The sequence below is a fragment of the Aquimarina sp. 433 genome (assembly GCF_054054605.1).
The window spans coordinates 452,645-472,014 of record NZ_JBSWZK010000002.1 but is presented as its reverse complement, the minus strand read 5'-3'; the positions used below and the strand labels follow the sequence as shown (position 1 = coordinate 472,014).

Sequence of the window (19,370 nt, the reverse complement as noted above, 5' to 3'; positions counted from 1 at the left end):
GTTTGAAAAAATCTGAGTATAAAGTTCATATTGTTGGAGCTGGGATTAGTGGTTTAATTGCAGCGCAAGTTCTAGAAAAATCTGGGTATCATCCAGTTATTATCGAATCAGAAGATAGTTGTGGTGGTAGAGTAAAAACAGATCAGATAGAAGGATATGCTATAGATCATGGTTTTCAAGTATTACTCACCTCATATCCAGCGGCGAAACAATATTTAGATTTTAGTGAACTAGCGCTTCAGGAGTTTTTGCCAGGAGCCGCAATATTTGAAGATGGCAAGCAGAAAATTATAGGAGATCCTCTAAGAGATCTATCATTACTATGGCCTACGATTACTGCAAATATTGGTAGCTTTTCTGATAAGAGTAAGATTTTAAAACTCAATCAGATTTTAAAAAAAACAACCATTCATGATATCTTCGAAGAAAGAGAACAAACCACGGTATCATTTTTAGAAGATTTTGGATTTTCTAGTAAGATCATCCATCAGTTTTTTAAACCTTTCTTTACTGGGATTTTCTTAGAAGAAAACCTTCAGACTTCTTCTAGGATGTTCAAGTTTGTTTATAAAATGTTCGGAGATGGTAATGCGGCTATCCCTAAATTGGGTATTGGAGAAATAGCGAAACAATTGGTCTCTACACTAGACCATACTTCGTTTATATATAATACTAAAGTTGAAAAGGTAACTGAGGGTTTAATTGTAACTACAGAAGGGAAAGAAATCGAGAGCCATTTTACCATCATAGCTACAGAACCTAGTTTTATAATTCCGAACCTGAAAAATCAGCAAATCACTTGGAAAAGTTGTGATACACTGTATTTCGAAACAAAAGATCGAGCAATCCATAAACCATTAATTGGTCTTATCCCTCATAAAGAAACGCTAATTAATAATATCTGTTACCCAACGGTTTTACAACCCAATACCACTTCTGACAAAGAGCTATTGTCGGTAACGGTTGTTAGATCACATAATTTATCAGAAACCGAGTTGATAGCAAAGGTTACAGCAGAATTGGCAGAACATTGTTCTATTCAAGTAGATCGGTTTATAAAGCGTTACGATATCTCTCATGCACTACCTGATATCACGAATCTACAGTACGAAATGTTACCTTCAGAAACTCGATTAACACCCACTATTTTTATAGCAGGAGACCAGCAACTTAATGGTTCTTTAAACGCTGCAATGATATCTGGAGAAAGAGCCGCTATGGGAGTTATTGATGCTTTAGAAAATGGAATCGTAATAGAAGAACTTACCTCAGATTCCATATAAATCTGGTATTTCATAAAAATATCTTTAGTGCTCGTTTTTATCTGCATGAATTTGAAAAATTTAGATGAAAATGGATAGATTTTCATACAATTTCAATTTTTTTAGCGACGTATTACTTTAATTTTTTCAGGAAATCGTAGACAGTATTTCATAATTCATCGGTGGTCTTTATTACGTTTTAAACATCTGTTATTCAATTAGTTAAAAACAAATTGTTACTAAGCATATTTTTCTAGTTTTTAAATATACATAAATAATTTTTATGCTTCTTATTATAAATATAAATAAAAACATATGAATTAGACTTGGTAATTTTACACCCAGAACATAGTAATAATATCAAAAAGCTATTAGTATGGAAACAGATATAAAATGGTCTTCGAGTGCGATACAAGTTCATAACGAAAAATCGATACTCACACTTCAAATTAACAAATCCAAACTCTTTACTTTTTCCAAAATTATTGCGCTGGTTGCATTCGTTTTGTTATATGCAGTTGTCGCTGTAATGAGTTATTTGGCAAATAGTGTATTGTTTTCAGAGCTTCTAAAAGTTGGAGCAATACTAGGACTTGTTGCTTTCGTGGCATTTAAATCAAAGAATAATTTTAAATCAAAATCAGAATAATTATGGTATCTACAGAAGTTACACACAAGGTACAATTGGTAGATGGAGTATTTACACCATCAGAAGCATCCGATGTGATTAATAGTTTAATCAGAGAAAAAGTAAATTTTCATAAGTTACACAGGCTATCCATTTGCGAAGGAGATATGCATAGCGATACGAAGTTTGATGACAGCAGAGTATCTCAGCTATTACAGGAAAAAGAAAATTTCAAACCTATTTATAAAGAAGCAATGTTAGGTGGTAAGAGAGTGAAAATAAGTGGTGTTTTAAACATTGAAATTATTGATTAACTCCTTATTTAATATTTAGAGATGAATTTACATCTTTTGGTTGATAATTTAACCAATCCAGCACTACTCTTCTTTGTATTAGGAATTATCGCTTCTCAAGTAAAAAGTGATCTTAAAATTCCTCAAAACTCTTCTAAGTTTATTTCATTATATCTCTTGCTCTCCATAGGTTTCAAAGGAGGGCAAGAGTTAGCTCACAGTTCGTACAATGTAGATATCACTTATGCGATTGCTGCCGGAATTGTCATGGCGCTTTTAGTTCCTGTGTACACATTTTTTATTTTAAGATTAAAATTTACGGTAGAAAATGCGGGTGCAATTGCTGCGGCCTATGGTTCTGTAAGTGCGGTTACTTTTGTAACGGCAGTGAGTTTTCTGGAGATGGAAGGAATTGATTTTGGAGGACATATGGTGGCGGTGATGGCGCTTATGGAAGCACCTTCTATTATCATTGGAGTATTATTACTACGATTATATTCTAATGGAAAAAAATCTGCTAACGAATTATTCCAGTTGGTGAAGCATGCCATTACCAACGGAAGTGTTCTTTTGATTCTAGGGAGTTTAGTGATCGGTTTTATAGCCAGTGATGCACAAGCAGAAGGAATCAAACCATTTACCACAGATATTTTCAAAGGATTTTTGGCCGTATTCTTATTAGATATGGGAATTACCAGCGGTCAGAAAATCGGGGCATTGCTTAAAAAAGGATGGTTTGCTTTCTTGTTTTCTATCGTTATTCCGTTGATTAATGGTCTATTCGTAGCAAAGATTTCTGGAGTATTTTTATCTAATGATGGGGATCGATTTTTACTAGCTATTTTGGCTGCAAGTGCTTCGTATATTGCTGTACCAGCAGCGATGCGAATTGCAGCACCCAAAGCCAATCCTAGTTTGTATCTGCCAATGGCATTAGCAATTACATTTCCATTTAATATTACCTTAGGCATGCCGATTTATATGTACGTCATTCAAAGTTTTTAGTATACATACTAGAAGAGACATTATGTGAGAAGTGAAGACTGAATTTTAGTATCCTATAATAAGAAACTAAAATTCAGTTTTCTCTTACTATAAGATTGAAATTTACCTAAAGCTTTTTTCCTTGCTCGATGTCAAAAATCAAACAATCTCCAGCAATGACATTTTACCACTGGCATGATCTTTTTTAGTAATAGTATAAACCGATAAAAATGCTCCTACTTCATGCTCATGTTTTGTATTTCGTACATTTTCTTGCAGATGTTTCTTAGTAAGTTTTACCAATTCTAGGGGTGCATATTTGGTTTTAAAATAGTAAGTGTTAAATGGAATACACCTACTCCAACCTCTTTTATTTTCTTTATAGATATGAATCCACTCGTTAGCACCTTCGAGTTCACAGAAATTACCATTTGGTAAAATGGTAAACCCAAAAGGATGTATATCTGCTTCCTGATCGATATTGGAAGAAATGACTTTTTTAAGATGCTCTAGGCGCAAAGGGTTTTTGGCATAATGCAATAATACTTCCATTCTATGCAGAAAATCAAAAACTTCCATTTTTTGCATTCCTTCAAAATGACGCATGACTTTATATAGGAGTTGTTGTTCTTGTTTCATCTTCTTACTATGATTGATTCCATAATACCCATCCCAATGAAAAATTTACTACCGGAAGTATCGTTTCCTGAATATCACTAAATCCATACCCCGCTCCAAACTCGAATCTAAGATTTAGTTTTTTCCAATATGTTCGCTGTAAACCATATACTCCAGCAATGGTAATGAAATAAGCATCTCTAGGATTAAAATCACTAAAAACAGTATTAGCATTCGAAAAAGAATTGGCTAATCCAAAGTAATTTGCCGAGTTACGAGTAGTATTTTTTCCTTTTCCTTGCCGCCTTCTAAAGTTGTAATAATATCGGTAATCGATGTCCAAAGTAGGATATAATACGACACGGGTTTCATCCAGGAAATCATTTTCTATCGTTCCCAGTTCTACACCTAATTGTAGACTTAGAGTAGTAGCATTGGTTACTCCTTTTTCATATTCCAAACTAGGAGTAATTAGTAGATTTCCTTTTAATAGGTGTTTGCTCGTTCCAGTATTAGTGTTTTGAGCATACATTAGGGTAGTACATAAGAGTACTATGACGATGAGTTTGTGTTTCATAAAAGATACGTATAGTTTCTATTACTTTAGTGTAGTTTTAAGCCAATTTGTTACCCATTTTTGGGGAATTATTTCCTGTTTTTTTACTGTATGGCTTTTGTGGCAATAGTTTCTGGATATAGTAGATATCCTTTATCCGTATAATGTATCACAAAATTGATGACCGTTGGGGTAGGTTCATTAATATCTTTACGAGAAATTCCGTTTAGACCTCTTTTAGGCATTACATCTTTAATAATTCTTGCTTTCCATAAACCAGATTGTTGAATTAGCATTTTTAAAGTAGCTCTATCATCATGGATAACAGCACTGCTTTGATCTACAGTAATATCTGTTAGTGTACCTTGTGTAGTAACAACAAAACTACATATAGTGTATCCCTTGGTATTATCGGTAGTAAAATGTTTAGAGAGATACTCATAAAAATTAGTATCCTTTTCGGGAGATTGATATCCTAGTTTTGTATAGCGCGCCATATGTTTGGTACAAGAATTACATTCTTTTATGTTTTTCATTCTGGCAGCTTCAATACCATCATCTAATTTAATATAAGGTGTATCAGTATATTTTTTTAAAGTGCGTGATCCAAATGGGTATCCTTCTCCTTTAATAAATCTACCATTTTTATATTCTTCTTTAAAAACAATTCTATTTATAGTGCTACGAGATAATGTCCATTGACCATCTGGAAGTCCATTTTTCAATTTTCCCTTTATGATAGCATGTCTGTGGTATTTGATGATTATAGTTTTTCCTTTACTATTTCCATTTTCTACTTTTTTCTTGCCTCTTTTTGTATAGTATTCCAAGATTTTAGCGGTATTATCCTCGTAGCTATAAGTTAAATAAGGTTTTCCATTTTCATACCAGTGTTTCCAAGTCCCTACTTTCTTCCCATTTTTATAAACGCCTTCCATCAATTTGTTACCATTTTCATAATACACGATAGCTTTTCCTTCTAATAATCCATCTATGATAGTGGCCTTGGTAGCAATAGCATCATTAGCTATATAATAATCTTCAAAAGCGCCTTCGATCATTAGGTTTTCGGGATTTACTTTGGCCAATCTGTAAAAGAAAGCACAATCTTGCGTAACAGGTCTTTCTGCATTATCCAGGTGTATTTTTACACTGTCTTTGGCCACAAACCGAAAACAAGGATCAAACCCTTGTTGTGCGATAGCGAGTTGAGTGAAAAGGATACTTATAAGTAGAAAGTTATATTTATTCATCATAGTTGATTCAGTTAGTTATCCTTTTAGTGTCAAAAATGTAGAAAGTGTTACTATATAAGTTTAGTTTTTTATTCATTACTCTTGTAAACCATAATATTCAATAGCTTTTGATTTTAAAGGGTTTTTTGACCAATCTTCCCATGTATTGGTGTAAGGATCATAACCACATTTAAGAGGTTTACTATAAAGATTTTCAGGATCTTCGATATATGCTCTGCAATCGGTGCAGACATGTCTAAACTCACAACCTTTACATACATTTATTTTATCTTTAGAGATATTCCAGTACTTTTTAAATTCTTTTTGCTCAACTACTTCATTTAGACTTATAGCTGTTATGTTCCCATAACTTTTCATCATAGAAGGACAGTTTTTGATATGACCATTGGTATCAATGGAAATTTTTCTGTTTAGGCAGGAATTAAATTTCTGGGATTCTGTAAATGTACTAATATTAACAGAAAATAAACTTGAGTCGATGATACCACAACATTTTTCGTTACTTATAATAGTATCTGTAATTATAATATATCCTCTTCTACTATCAATTGGGGAGATGAATTTGTTTTCACGACCTCCGTAATACCTAAAAGAAGAAACTCTACCATTAGTAGACATAAAATTTTGAATTGTTTCTATCTCAAAATCATTGTCAAAAGGGATTGTAAAATCTATCGAGATGATAGATGATTTTTGATCATCCAAAAATTCTACAATTGTTTTAATTTCTTCCAGAGAAATCTTTTTAAAAAAACGAAACTCAACATGTTTACAACGAAGTTCGTTTAGATTTTCTAAAGCGTGATATATATTATAATCACTTTGTTTTCCCACATCTATAATTGTATTAGTAATTGTATTTGGTTGATACCAATTCATCGACATTTTCGGGAATAATTCGGGAGTAGTAGTAAAGAATATAAACTCATGATCAATTAAAAACTCAAAATATTCATCTATAACGGTATCATACTTATGGTCATATTTCTTTTTAATTTCTAAAATAGAACTACCTTCATGGTTTTTTATTAATTCATATAAATCATTAGGAATTAGTTGTATAGATCCTCTATGAAGATCACAAATAGAACTTCTTTTAGCTCCTTTTACAGGAATACAATTTGCAATAAGTTTAAAAGGAGTTTCTTGTTCAATTTTCATAGGGTAAAAGTTTTTGAAATGGGTCTGTAAAAACTATAAGGGGTCATTGCATCTGTATCTATATAATTAATTGCAATTGTATTATTTTGTTGCTTGAAACTTCTATTTTTTTTAATTTCTGCTTTTTGAAACGTAAGTGGCAAGATGGGTTGTATTTTCTTTATATGGTCCATATTACTTTAATATTGATTATTTAGAAACTAGATATTCTGCTATGTTCTTTTCGATGTAATAATTGCAATGTTTTGAAACCCAATCTAATTGGCCTTGCGGATTTACTTCCAAGAATACATAATTGTCCGACTTGTCTACAATAAGATCTATGGATCCTGTAGAAAGTCCAGATTTTTTTATAAAATTTAGTATTTGTTGTTCAATGTGTTTTGGGAAAAGTACAGGAACATTTCTATTAGGTTTTTCTCTATTGTAATTACGGTAATCGACTGAAGTTTTGGAGTCGTTTTGTGATAAGATAGCCATAGGATACAAGGTGGTTTTGAAAAAGAAAACTCGGATTTCATACTTTTTTTCAATCTTTTCTTGTACCAATGTTGGAGCAAAATCGTCTTTCATGGATGTAATCATATCTTCGGATACCACAAAGGTACCTGCTGAATATATTCCCGAATCCCGAGCTTTTATCTTTATACCATATCGAATGTCTTTGGTTATAATTTGATCATAAGTATTAAAAAATGATTGTAATTCTTTTTTGGAAGTTGTTATTAATGTATCAGGGATTCGAATTCCACAATCTTTTGCTTTTAACAAATAATCAATTTTATAATTTTCAACCTCCTTATGATAACTACCAATATATTCTTTAGTATCACCAAGAATATCTTCTAACGATTTTAATAAACTATCTTCCTCCTTTTTTAGATAAGCATATAAAGATGAGGTGGCATTTCTAAGTGTACTTGGTAAAAAACGTATACTTCCACGACGATGCCATATTTTTTCAACTTTGCTTATATCTACACTTGCAATTTTTGTAGTGCAATTTTGATTTGTGATCTTAAGACTATTTAAAGGAGTATAGTCAGAGAAGTTAATTCGTTTTACATTTTTGGTGTAATGTTGAATCCATTCCATAGTGATATTTGTGGTAATGTCATTTGCATCACCAATTACGAGGATCATAGTATGTAAAATATATTAGTTTTGAGTTATAATTTTGAGAGGCAATAATTTTTATCGTCTATCTAAATTCCATAGGATCAGATGATATCATTTCAGATGTATAATTATAAGAATATGTTTTTTTTAGAGAGTAAGACTGATTCAGTATATAAAAATGATATTATCTGTTATCAATAATCTGTAATCCCGTTCCTTCTGGATATCCTTTTCTACCATTTACGTGCCACTTAAGCATTCCATAGGTTATACTATCCATCCGTTTTGAGTTATATTCCCTATCTATTAATGACTTAATTTCTTCGTGATATTCTCTAGGAGAGTGGTGCAATAATAACCAAACTGAGATCGGTTTGCCGGTTCTCCTTGGATCTGGAAATCCATATTTTTCGGTAATTTCTATAATCCTTTTTGTGTTTTTGTGATCTATGACTAGTTGTAGTTGCCAAATAGAATCCCATTGTTTTTGATACTGATTACTCTCTTTATCAAGGTTTTTAATTTTCTTCCTGTAGTATTGATCATTCCGAACCATTTCTTCTAACTCTTTCCAGAGTTTTTCGTTATTGATTTTCCGAAAAGCCTCTTCGATCACTATTTCCGTTGGCTGTGCCTGATTACAAGAAAACATAAAAAATATCGTTATCAGAAAAAAACATCGTAATATCATAATGAGTTTAATCTAAAATTATTTATTCTGTAAAAGAAAATGGACTCCCTTTTCTTCCTGTTAAATGCCATTTTATCATATTGTATTCCATGGTTGGCATTCGACCACTTTTATGTTCCTCTATTAATAGATCCGAAACTTCTTCTTTATACTCTTCAGGAGTATGCTGAAATATTAACCATGCTGGAACAGGGCTTTGTAATCTGTCAACATTTGGAAACCCATAGGTGTTTGTAATTTCGATCAATCGTTTTACATTGTTATTATCGATTATGATCTGCTTACTCCAGAATGAATCACGTTTAAACTTAATTAGATTTGAATCCAGTTGCTTTTTTTTAAGTTCAGTAATAAATAATCTTCCTTTTTGATCTAGTTCTACCATATTTTTAAGCTCTTTGGTCAACTTTTCTCTATCCTTTATTAGCTTTTCATCTTTAGATAATGAATCACAAGAAACTAGTATCAATATGATTAATGTTTTTAAGATTAATTTCATTTGTTGTTGGTTTATAAATATTTTTCCAAGATAAACAAAATAGTATATTTCGTTTATTGTTTATAGCGAGTTATCCATAATAGACAACTCGCTTTAAAAGGTCTACTCGTAGCAGATTGTATCACCTACAGAAAATTTTCCATCATCATCATTATCTGACCAGACATCAGGTTCATCTGCTCCATTGATACAGGTAGGATGGTCTGTACCACCAAGTATTTTTGATAAAAAATTATTGTTCAATTCCTTACTTTTAAGTTCAAATATTGTTTTCATAATTTTCTTTTTTTAAGAGTTATTTACAGTCTACGAATTCTAAACATTCTCCAGCATCTGGATGTCCATTACCATTTGTATCTTCGTAAACATCACATGATGTTGTTCCATCGGAGTTAGCCATAGTTGACTCAGTAGTTGTTCCTCCATAAATACTACGTAATCCAATTTGTTCGATTTTTAAGCTTTCAAATTTTTCCATGTTGTTTTTAAATTAAAATAATTTGTACCTACTCTATGATTAAAGGCTTTTCGGTTTCCGCCTTGTCCGTTGCGCAACGGTTTATTGTTGATTTTTAGATTGTTCGATCTTTGGATGCATTAGCTTTTCAATATTAATCACTCATAATTATTGATTCTTAACTCCTTAACTTCTATCTTCTGTCTCCCAGCACCTAACACCCAACCTCCTTACCACTCATTTTTCATTTATCAGTTTGGTTTCAGGTTTCTGCATCGGATTTTGGGTATCCGAGGACTGAGGCTCTCGAAGTCCGTATTATAACAAAGAGGGCTTCGAGTGCGTCAGCCTTTAATCTCTAAGAACTCAAAAACTAACTCACTACCAACTCTGCATATAAAGGATCATTTTGTATCATTTGAGCTAATCGTTCTTTATGAATATGTTTCTTTTTGCGAGTGTAGCCTTCTGATAGTCCGAAGCGACTAGCGATCTCCTTCATACTTTTTCCTTCAAAAAACAATTGTAGTAGTTGTTTACTTTGGCTACTTAATCGTGTAAAATGTTTGTAAAACAGGTCCTGCTCATCGGCTCTTGTTATTTGTTCTATTACAGATTCCGAGGGATCTAACGTATAGTTTTCATGAAGTTCCTGAAATGCTAATATGTGCTGTCTACGCCACTGGTTTCTCCATTTGTTTTTGCAAATCCCAATAAAATAGGTGTGAATAGAGGACTCCAAAGAAGCCAAACTACCAGAGCGAGCTTTGTGATATAATAATACCATCGCTTCCTGAAAAATATCTTCTACATCTTCGATAGTACCTTGATACCGTAGGATATATTTTTTTACAGCTGGTAAGTCTTTTTTATAAAATGATTTTAGCACCAGATGATCCCCTGAGATAATCCCTGCTATGATATGTTTGTTTGTTGTTGAGTTCATGTTTTCCTTTTTATTTCCCTATTTAATTTTTGACATAAGAATTCTTGTCGATGTTTAAAAACACCGTGATATAAGACAGCAATACGTGTTTGAAGTAGTAGGTGTTCAGACTTTCGTTAACCTTCCAATTATGGCAGCCATTAGGGGAATCAATATCCTATCTGTTACTATGTTACTATTTGGGATATCATAAGGGTGTATCCCCTTAACAAACTACCGCTGGATAGTAATTTACTGGCTGTAGGCATTCCTGTAATGCTTGCCACCCCATTGTTGATAGGGGTACCCTCTTATCCTCATATACCGATTTGGCACCTGATTCGTTTTCACCAGCTAGATACCTACTCATGCGATAAAAGCTTAGCGCATTGGTATAGTTATCATGATCTAATAGGGTTTTGGTATCTACCAGTTGTTGGGTTAGATTTTCTAGAAGTTGTACTCTGTTTTCTACTTGCGTACGAGCCAGATAGTCTTTATCAAACTCTTCTTTATCGATAAAACTAGGAATCCAATTAGGATGTTGCTCCATATAATTTTTGGCTTTGTCTACAATTAGTTTGTTCTGATTGGCAATACGCCCGTATTGTCTACGCTGATCAGGAGTAAGGTTTACTGTTTTACCAGTAAGTATCTGGCGAATACCCAGTAAATGTCCATCTAGCTGTGTTAATTCTTCTTCTGTAAAGCTAATGCTTATTAAATTTTCTAATGCCATTACGGAATTCTATAAAGTTACTATTGGTTTTTACTGTAGTTTTGTAACTGATCAGATTTTTGGAACTACTTTTTTGTCATGGCAAATATATGTGCGAGAATTACGTTAGTGCAAATACAGTATTATTGTTTTCTGAGAATTTCGAGTCGAAATTCCTTGAATATCGTTACTTAACTCTTATATATGGTTTGCATTTTTTATTTAAGGTTAAGCGATTTATAAATATTTAAATCATTGATAATCTTAAAGTATAAATTAATATTTTTTGATTAAAAAAAATAAATTATGTGTTTTGAGGAAATGTCTAAGTCAACTAGTGTTCTAATGGCTAAATATTTTTTATTGAGCTTATTTTGTTTGTCAAAATTAAGCGTTACCAACGCACAAATTAAAAAATTTACAATACCAGATAGCCTCATTAATAAGACATACGAGGAATTAAACAAATCCTTTACTAGTAATTACTACGATACATTAAGATGTAAGGTATATTTAAACACAATCCTTTCAAAATCGATTAAGGAAAAAAATTATCATTATCAGGCAAGAGCTTATTGTAATTTATCCTATTATGAAGAACTTGAATCGGACAAACTTAGATTAATTGATAAATCAATAGAGGTAAGTCATAATTTAAATGATAAATCGTACTTACTTCTTCCATATTCGTTTAAAGGTTTTTATTATTATAATAAAAGTCTTTATGCTTCTGCTTTAGAGAGTTATTTAAAAATGTTGGAGATAGCGGAGGAAGTTAATAGTCTAAATTATATTGATATAGCAAAACATAATATAGGTCTATTAAAAACCGAAATAGGAAAACACGAAGAAGCCTTACCCCTATTAAGAGAATCCTTTATCTATGAAAAACAAAGAAAGGAAATGGATACTTCTTCTTATCTTGAGTCTATGTTATCTCTGGCAAAATCATATACTTACAATAAAATTTTAGATTCTGCTACCATATATAATAGAAAAGGTGTTATTTACAGTAAGAGAAGCTATCCTAGAACATATGAACCATTTATTTTTAACGAAGGGATTAATTTATTTTACAAAAATAAAATTTATGAATCTAGTGATAGCATCAATAAAGCTCTTTCCTTAATGGATATAAAAAACCCACAACAAACCAATCTTTTTGTTATTGGAGAATTTTATAGAGGTAAAATCCAAGAAAAGTTAGCGAATGAAAATAGTGCATTATCACATTATTTGAAATTAGATACTTTAGTTCAAAAAAACCAACTTTTTTTAGCAGAGGTAAGAGATGGTTATGAATTTGTAATTAATAGCTATGATAGACTAAAAAAAAGAGATAAACAATTAGAATACATCAACAAACTACTGCATTTTGATAGTATTGTCTACTCACAAAGAAATTACCTAACCAATAAGTTATTCAAAGAATTTGATAAACCAAGATTACTTAGGGAAAAAGAATTAATTATTAATGAATTGAATTCTAACACAAAAAACACAAAGGTTTTATTGTGGCTGTCGATTTCCTTTTCACTGATTACTCTATTTATGTTTTATTTCCAGTATCAAAAACGAAAACTATTAAAAATAAGATTTAATAAACTACTAAAGCCTGATGTATTAGTCACGGCGGAAATTAAACATCTACAAAATGAGGAAAACTCAAGTGATATTGGAGTACCCGAAGAAATAATAAAATCAGTATTGTCGGGATTAGAAAAAATGGAAAAACAAGAGTTTTATCTAAAACAAAACATCACAGTTCAGTCTGTTTCGAAAAGTTTGGGAACTAACTCTAAATATCTCTCCAAAATTATTAATAGTCAAAAAAACAAAACTTTTATAAAATACATCAATGATTTGCGCATTAATTACGTAGTCGAAAGGCTAAAAAAAGACAAAAAATTACGCCAGTTTTCTATTCAAGGTTTAGCCGAAGAAATTGGATTTAATAAAGCTGAATCATTTTCTACAGCTTTTAAAAAAAATACTGGAATACAACCATCTTACTTCATAAAAAAACTAAATGCAAATAAATAGAATAACACCAAATTCACGGAATTTAGTGTTTTAGCTTTAAAGATAAATGGTATTAAAACATATATTTGTAGAGCTTAAATTAAAATAAAAATAAATGAAAACTAAAGACTTAAGAAACGAATTAAAACTAAAGAAACTTTCTATCTCTAATCTATCTAAAATTAAGGGTAGTGGAGGAAATGGTGATGGAGAGGCTAAAAGTGGACTTCCTTGGTGCCCACCCGTAGATGATCCTGATAATTAGTAGCTATAATGAAAGCGTTAGTTAAAAACAATGCTGTATAAAGTAGAACTTGTACAGCTTTTTAAATTTTTATAATATTCTTATGACACAATTATGAAATGTAGATTTTTCTTATTGGTGTTGATAACATCATCAATTTCTTGTAATGAGGTAACAGACAAAGTGTTTTCTTATCCCGATATAAAGCCTATACCAGCTATTGATAAATATCACGGACAGCAAATTAATGATACCTACAGAAATTTGGAAAATTTGCAAGACTCCATGGTTTTGCGTTGGTTTGAAGAACAAGGAAAATTTGCAAGAAAGTATTTAAATTCGATCCCTGGAAGAGCAAAACTTCTAGAAGATCAGTTAGAATTTGATTCTCGACAATCGTCTGATATAATTGATTTTAGATTAAATAAATATGGTAATGTTTTTTATCTTAAGAGAGAGATAGGAAGCGATATTTTTAAATTATATTATAGAGAAAAAATTGATAGTGAAGAGGAACTGATTTATGATCCGGATAAATGGAAACCTAATTTTAGAATAAAGTATTTTAAAGTTAGCTGGGATGCAACTAAGGTTGCTATAAGTCTTGCAAAAGGAGGAGAAAATATTTCTACATTGATTATTTATGATATAACTAAGAAAAGAGAATATCCCGAAATTATAAAAAACGTTGCTCCTGATATTGCGGGAGGAATCAATTGGCTACCAGATAATAGTGGTTTTATTTATCAAGTTATACCTAATACGGATCACAGAAATAAGGATTATTTGGTCAATACCAGTGCTGTTCTATATAAGTTGGGTATGAATCCGTCAGAATCTATTGATGTTTTGAGTCGTAAAAATAATCCAGATATAAAAATTGAACCAGCAGATTTTCCAGTAGTCATAATTAAATCTGAAACAACAAAATATATTTATGGAAAAATAAGTGGAGTTTCTTCCTATAAGGATTATTATATTGCAAATATTGAAGGTAAAGTTGACTATTCAAGTCTTGATTGGAAGCCATTATTTAAAAAAGAAGACCAAATTAAAAACTTCGTTATTTACCAAGACAGTCTAATTTATAGAACATCAAAAAATGCTTCTAATTTTAAAATTTGTAAGACCTCTTTAATAAATCCTGATTTTAATAATCCTATTGTTTTGGCTGAAGAGATTAATGATAAGGTAATAAAAGATTTCGAGTATATAGATGGAGAATTATTTTATATAACTTTAAAAAACGGGGTTGAGGCTGAGTTTTATAGTGTTAAAAATGGTATTGAAGAAAAAATAGAATTACCCTTGTCATCTGGTAACAGCTATGTTTCCTATGAAGGTAACTCTCTCATAGTGACTATAAATAGCTGGACAAAACCAAAACAAACTTATGTCTTTGACACAGAAAGAAGAAAATTTTCGATAATAAACCTTAATAGTAAAGCAAATTTCCCCGAGTTTGATGATTTTGTTGTTGAAGAAATTGAGGTTGCGTCTCACGATGGAGTAAAAATTCCTTTATCCATTATTTATAAAAAAGGAATTAAGAAAGATGGAAATAATCGACTTATTTCTCTGAGCTACGGTGCGTATGGAGCTTCGTTTAGTCCATTTTTTTCTATTCCAGCATTAACTTGGATAAATAATGGTGGTATATGGGTTTTACCTCATGTTAGAGGTGGTGGTGAGAAAGGGGATTATTGGCACAAAGCAGGTTTTAAAACTACAAAATCTAATAGTTGGAAAGATTTGATTGCTTGTACAGAATATTTAATCAAAGAAGGATATACTTCTAAAAAGAAGAATATTGCTTTTGGAGTTAGTGCAGCAGGAATTACTATTGGTAGAGCGGTCACCGAACGACCTGACCTTTTTGGAGCTGTAGTTATGAATTTTCCTGCATTAAATATATTAAGATCTGAATTTCAACCCAATGGTCCAAATAGTATCAAAGAATTTGGAACTGTTAAAGATTCAACAGAATTTGAAGCACTTTACGATATGGATGCGTATCATCATATAGAAAAAGACAAAAATTACCCTGCAATGTTAATAACTACAGGTATGAAGGACGGTAGTGTTGTACCTTGGGATCCAGGAAAATTTGTTGCTAAAATACAAAGTACAAATCCAAAAGGTAATCCTTTTCTATTTTCGGTTGATTTTGAGGCTAGCCATGGAGGTGATGGTTCTATATCTGATTATTATGAAAACATGGTTGACACATTTTCATTCGTTCTTTGGCAAACGGGACATCCAGATTATCAGCCGAAAAATTAACATTAATAAATAAACATTAATAAGAAGCCAGTATCCAGAGATACTGGCTTTGTTATAATAGATCTAATATATCAGGAGATTAAGAAAGAATAATTACAAAGAAATTAACTATTCAGGGTAACATAATCCTATCTTAGCACACTAACTAGTAGACAAAATTTATATAATACAATCAAATCAAGGGAATTCAACACCAATAAAAGTAATACCATGGCAAAAATTGCAAAGCTATTTGTACTCATAGTACTCATGTATCAATATCAAGTATCAGCGCAGACTAAAAAAGTGTCTAGAGACTGGACATCTTTTACCCAAACTATAGAAGTAACTACAGATACCAAAACAAAGTTTAAATTAGAGGGGCTTATCAAAGTAGAAAGAACCGATACCACAGGAGTTGCTGCATTATGGGCACGAGTAGATAATGTAAATGGCGAGAGCGGTTTTTTTGATAATATGCTCGATCGACCTGCTACTTCAAATGAATGGAAAACTTATACGATAGAAGGTGAAATAGATAAAAATGCTGAAACCATTAATTTTGGCGGTTTATGTTTGAATAATGGTAAGTACTATTTTGATGATATTCGTTTACTCATAGAAAATAAAGAAGGAGTTTATGAACCTATTTCATTAACCAATGCTTCTTTTGAGGATCCGGTTAAGGATGAACTTATACCAGGTTGGGCATATGGTATAGGTAAAGGAAACCAGGTTATGATAAAAGAATTTACGGCACAAACTGTAAAAAATAAAAAAGATGGGTCTAAAAGCTTATTGATAGAGGGAAATAACATTGTAAATTCATTCGTAATTAAAACAGATGAAGAGTTTTCTCCACAGATAGGGGTGATGATTTCGATGCTTAATAATTTGAGTAAACGGGTAGAAAGCAGAGTGGAGGGATTAGATATAAGAGAAACAGATCATCTAATGGATGAAAAAGCGAATCGTATTGGTGCATTGGTAATGCATTTAGCAGCAGCAGAAGCCTACTATCAGGTATTTACTTTTGAGAACAGAGGTTTTAATGATGAAGAAAAAGAAAAGTGGATGACAGCCTTAGAACTTGGAGATAAAGCCAGAGAATTGTACCAGGGAAAACCAATAGAATATTATTTAAATATCTATAAAGAAGTTCGAAAAAAGACCATAGAAGAGTTTAAAAAACGTGATGATAACTGGTTAAATGATATGAGACCGGGATCAGTGATGAATAATCATTATGCATGGTTTCATGTTATGGAACACCAGTCTAGCCACTTGGGTCAAATACTAATGATGGCAAAAAGAATTCCAGAAGAAAAAGAGCAAAAGAAAATAGAGGTTAAAAAGAACGTTGATCAGTAACGTATCGTAAAGTAATCCTTAAATTGTTCAAGAGGGAATTCAATTAGATGAAATTCAAGGCAAATACCTTTAATTCTCCAGTAATCTATAAAATCTAAATGTGTGAAATCAGTTGTTCTATCTATTGTTTTAGGGGCGCTACTAAGTTTAACGGCTTCTTGTCAAAAAAACAAAAAAGAAGTTTCGATAATCGAAACAAAATTAGATTCGCTCTATACCCAACAATTTCCAAACTCTAATGAACCTGGAGGTTCTGTTTTGATAAAGAAAGGAGACAAAACAATTTTTCTTGGAAATTATGGAGTAGCAGATCTAGAAACTGGAGAAAAAATCACCGAACATACTTTATTCAATACAGGATCTATTTCTAAAACCTTTGTTTCTAATGGGATCTTAATCTTGCAGGAACAAGGTAAACTATCAATAGAAGACTCTATAGGAAAATACTTTAGTGATTTTAAGAACAAAGAAATTGCAAACCGCATACAGATCAAACATTGGTTGAGTCACACATCGGGGATCCCTGATGTTCGAAAAATAAGAGAAGAAAGGGAGTTTTATCTCACCACAAAAGATACTCAGAATTTTGCTCCGCTAAAGCAAGTAGATAGTTTGCTTTTTGAACCAGGAGAAAAATTTCGATATTCTAACCCTTCTTACAATGGACTGGCACTTATCATTGATCAACTTTCTGGAATGCCTTGGCAGAGCTTCGTCAAAAAAGAGATTTTAGAGCCTGCTGGTATGACGCAAACTAAGATAGTAAATGGAGCTTATCCTCAGAAAGGGGTGGCACATGGATATGTCTTGGAAAACGGAAAATATCAGGAACGAGATTATGGAGAAGAACCTACCTATGCAGCATCTGGTAATAGCGGAGTGTGTAGCTCTGTATTAGAATTAGCAAAATATGAAAAAGCATTGCAGTATCAGGTTTTTCTAAGTAAAGAAAGTATTGATGCATCCAGAACTGTTTGGAAACCTCGGAACTGGAATACCAAATACAAACCATTTATTGGATACAGTTGGTTTATAGGTGACGAAAGTTTTTTATTTAAACCAAATCCTTATGAGGTGTCTTTTGTATATCATACAGGATCTAATGGCGGATATAATTCATTTTATATTGCAATCCCCGAAAAGGATTTGCTATTGGTTGGTCTTTTTAATCAACCTATCAAAGAATATAATGCTTTGGTACATAATACAATTTCAATATTACAAAAACATAATTGGCTAGACTAAGAAAATATCATGAGCCCTATAAAAACCATCATACAATTTATCAAAACACATATTCTGTATGTCTTAAGAGTTATCGCCAGATATTACATTGCTTATAACATGTTTTCATATGCATTTGGCAAGATATTGAAAACACAGTTTAACATGGGACTTACTTACGCATCTGATCTGGGATTAGATAATTTTAATGGTTTAGTGTTTACTTGGTATTATTACGGATTTTCACGTACATACGCGTTAGTCATTGCTTTTACCCAGATGACAGCAGGGGTTTTACTACTCTTTAGAAAAACGGTACGTTTAGGAGTAGTATTGTTTCTTAGCTTTATGGTAAATATTTTATTAGTAGATATTTTTTATGAAATTGATGGAGCGTTATGGCAAGCCACAAAACTTACGACACTAGGATTCTTTTTACTATTCTCAGACTGGAAAGGGTTTAAGATGTACTTTCTGAGAGCTATCGAAAAAGTTCAACTTATTCCACAAATACTGCCTTCTAAATTTAGACAGCTCTATTGGTTAAAATTCCTGATCATTCCAGCTATGATCTGGTATGCTTATAATTATATATACGAGATCAAACAAAGTTATCTTATCAAAAATGAATTATTTGGTGTATGGCGAAATGTAACGGATGATAAAGATCATTCACATCGATTGTACAAAGTAACTTTTGATTATGATAATGGATTAAAAATTAAAGATTTTGCTAAAAACATATATTTCGGAAGTATTGAAATGGATACTGTAGCAAAAACAATACAATTACAAGCAAGTCATTACTCAGAAGAGGCGACGTATTTTGTTCAAGATAGTTTAGCAAAGGTATCGGCAGCACAACAACAGGACAAAAACCTGAAAAAAGAGATCAGAAACTATTACCATACGATCAATCATTCTACATCTTTTCAAAAAGAATCGTACTCCTACAAGATAGAACAAGACACCTTGGTACTATCATCATCCAACCACAAAGAACTAAAGTTTGTAAATATTCATGTAGAGAACTAATGAGCGCTCACCAAAAATTCAACCAAAAGTAAGGTAACATTATCC

General features: G+C 31.8%; 21 protein-coding genes. 10 read left to right on the top strand and 11 right to left on the bottom strand.

Annotation, left to right across the window (positions count from 1 at the left end):
• The first annotated feature begins 2 nt into the window (after positions 1-2).
• The 4 genes from ACWNT5_RS06185 to ACWNT5_RS06170 all read left to right on the top strand — a co-directional run bounded on the left by ACWNT5_RS06185 (position 3) and on the right by ACWNT5_RS06170 (position 3,188).
• Positions 3-1,283, top strand: coding sequence for an FAD-dependent oxidoreductase (locus ACWNT5_RS06185; protein WP_456516902.1), 1,281 nt, complete (start codon positions 3-5; stop codon positions 1,281-1,283).
• Between the two features lie 355 nt (positions 1,284-1,638).
• Entirely contained in the window at positions 1,639-1,911 is a 273-nt protein-coding gene (locus ACWNT5_RS06180) for a hypothetical protein (RefSeq protein ID WP_456516901.1), read from the top strand.
• 2 nt (positions 1,912-1,913) lie between these two features.
• Complete coding sequence (locus tag ACWNT5_RS06175) at positions 1,914-2,204, top strand: hypothetical protein (protein ID WP_299609931.1); 291 nt, start codon at positions 1,914-1,916, stop codon at positions 2,202-2,204.
• A 21-nt stretch (positions 2,205-2,225) separates the two neighbouring features.
• Positions 2,226-3,188 (top strand): sodium-dependent bicarbonate transport family permease, encoded by a 963-nt coding sequence (locus ACWNT5_RS06170; protein WP_299609933.1) that lies wholly within the window; start codon positions 2,226-2,228, stop codon positions 3,186-3,188.
• 138 nt (positions 3,189-3,326) lie between these two features.
• Here the strand turns inward: ACWNT5_RS06170 and ACWNT5_RS06165 are convergent, their stop codons facing one another.
• The 11 genes from ACWNT5_RS06165 to ACWNT5_RS06115 all read right to left on the bottom strand — a co-directional run bounded on the left by ACWNT5_RS06165 (position 3,327) and on the right by ACWNT5_RS06115 (position 11,188).
• On the bottom strand, positions 3,327-3,806 hold the full coding sequence (locus ACWNT5_RS06165) for a hypothetical protein (protein WP_299609934.1): 480 nt from the start codon (positions 3,804-3,806) through the stop codon (positions 3,327-3,329).
• Between the two features lie 7 nt (positions 3,807-3,813).
• Positions 3,814-4,362, bottom strand: coding sequence for a DUF3575 domain-containing protein (locus ACWNT5_RS06160; RefSeq protein WP_299609936.1), 549 nt, complete (start codon positions 4,360-4,362; stop codon positions 3,814-3,816).
• Positions 4,363-4,445: 83 nt separating this feature from the next.
• Entirely contained in the window at positions 4,446-5,597 is a 1,152-nt protein-coding gene (locus ACWNT5_RS06155) for a toxin-antitoxin system YwqK family antitoxin (RefSeq protein WP_299609938.1), read from the bottom strand.
• A gap of 75 nt (positions 5,598-5,672) precedes the next feature.
• A complete protein-coding gene (gene gwsS, locus ACWNT5_RS06150; protein WP_456516900.1) occupies positions 5,673-6,758 on the bottom strand; it encodes a grasp-with-spasm system SPASM domain peptide maturase in 1,086 nt (361 codons plus the stop codon).
• A gap of 189 nt (positions 6,759-6,947) precedes the next feature.
• On the bottom strand, positions 6,948-7,901 hold the full coding sequence (gene gwsG / locus ACWNT5_RS06145; protein WP_299609942.1) for a grasp-with-spasm system ATP-grasp peptide maturase: 954 nt from the start codon (positions 7,899-7,901) through the stop codon (positions 6,948-6,950).
• Positions 7,902-8,061: 160 nt separating this feature from the next.
• Positions 8,062-8,529 carry a hypothetical protein gene (locus tag ACWNT5_RS06140; RefSeq protein WP_299609944.1) on the bottom strand — a complete coding sequence of 156 codons (468 nt, stop codon included), beginning with the start codon at positions 8,527-8,529 and terminating at the stop codon, positions 8,062-8,064.
• 61 nt (positions 8,530-8,590) lie between these two features.
• Positions 8,591-9,067, bottom strand: coding sequence for a hypothetical protein (locus ACWNT5_RS06135; protein ID WP_299609946.1), 477 nt, complete (start codon positions 9,065-9,067; stop codon positions 8,591-8,593).
• 102 nt (positions 9,068-9,169) lie between these two features.
• A complete protein-coding gene (locus ACWNT5_RS06130; protein WP_299609948.1) occupies positions 9,170-9,343 on the bottom strand; it encodes a hypothetical protein in 174 nt (57 codons plus the stop codon).
• 19 nt (positions 9,344-9,362) lie between these two features.
• Positions 9,363-9,545 (bottom strand): hypothetical protein, encoded by a 183-nt coding sequence (locus tag ACWNT5_RS06125; RefSeq protein ID WP_299609950.1) that lies wholly within the window; start codon positions 9,543-9,545, stop codon positions 9,363-9,365.
• Positions 9,546-9,897: 352 nt separating this feature from the next.
• Positions 9,898-10,470, bottom strand: a complete 573-nt coding sequence (locus tag ACWNT5_RS06120) for an RNA polymerase sigma factor (protein ID WP_299609952.1) — start codon at positions 10,468-10,470, stop codon at positions 9,898-9,900.
• A gap of 205 nt (positions 10,471-10,675) precedes the next feature.
• Entirely contained in the window at positions 10,676-11,188 is a 513-nt protein-coding gene (locus ACWNT5_RS06115; protein ID WP_456516899.1) for a hypothetical protein, read from the bottom strand.
• A 324-nt stretch (positions 11,189-11,512) separates the two neighbouring features.
• On the opposite strand from ACWNT5_RS06115, the gene ACWNT5_RS06110 reads away from it, so the two are divergent.
• The 6 genes from ACWNT5_RS06110 to ACWNT5_RS06085 all read left to right on the top strand — a co-directional run bounded on the left by ACWNT5_RS06110 (position 11,513) and on the right by ACWNT5_RS06085 (position 19,325).
• The gene (locus ACWNT5_RS06110; protein WP_456516898.1) at positions 11,513-13,210 is read left to right on the top strand and encodes a helix-turn-helix domain-containing protein; all 1,698 of its coding nucleotides are present in this window, start codon (positions 11,513-11,515) and stop codon (positions 13,208-13,210) included.
• Between the two features lie 94 nt (positions 13,211-13,304).
• Complete coding sequence (locus ACWNT5_RS06105; RefSeq protein WP_456516897.1) at positions 13,305-13,454, top strand: hypothetical protein; 150 nt, start codon at positions 13,305-13,307, stop codon at positions 13,452-13,454.
• A 93-nt stretch (positions 13,455-13,547) separates the two neighbouring features.
• Complete coding sequence (locus tag ACWNT5_RS06100) at positions 13,548-15,716, top strand: prolyl oligopeptidase family serine peptidase (protein ID WP_456516896.1); 2,169 nt, start codon at positions 13,548-13,550, stop codon at positions 15,714-15,716.
• 210 nt (positions 15,717-15,926) lie between these two features.
• Positions 15,927-17,066 carry a mycothiol transferase gene (locus ACWNT5_RS06095; protein WP_456516895.1) on the top strand — a complete coding sequence of 380 codons (1,140 nt, stop codon included), beginning with the start codon at positions 15,927-15,929 and terminating at the stop codon, positions 17,064-17,066.
• 102 nt (positions 17,067-17,168) lie between these two features.
• The gene (locus tag ACWNT5_RS06090; RefSeq protein ID WP_456516894.1) at positions 17,169-18,311 is read left to right on the top strand and encodes a serine hydrolase domain-containing protein; all 1,143 of its coding nucleotides are present in this window, start codon (positions 17,169-17,171) and stop codon (positions 18,309-18,311) included.
• Positions 18,312-18,320: 9 nt separating this feature from the next.
• Positions 18,321-19,325, top strand: a complete 1,005-nt coding sequence (locus ACWNT5_RS06085) for a hypothetical protein (protein ID WP_456516893.1) — start codon at positions 18,321-18,323, stop codon at positions 19,323-19,325.
• The last annotated feature ends 45 nt before the right edge of the window (positions 19,326-19,370 follow it).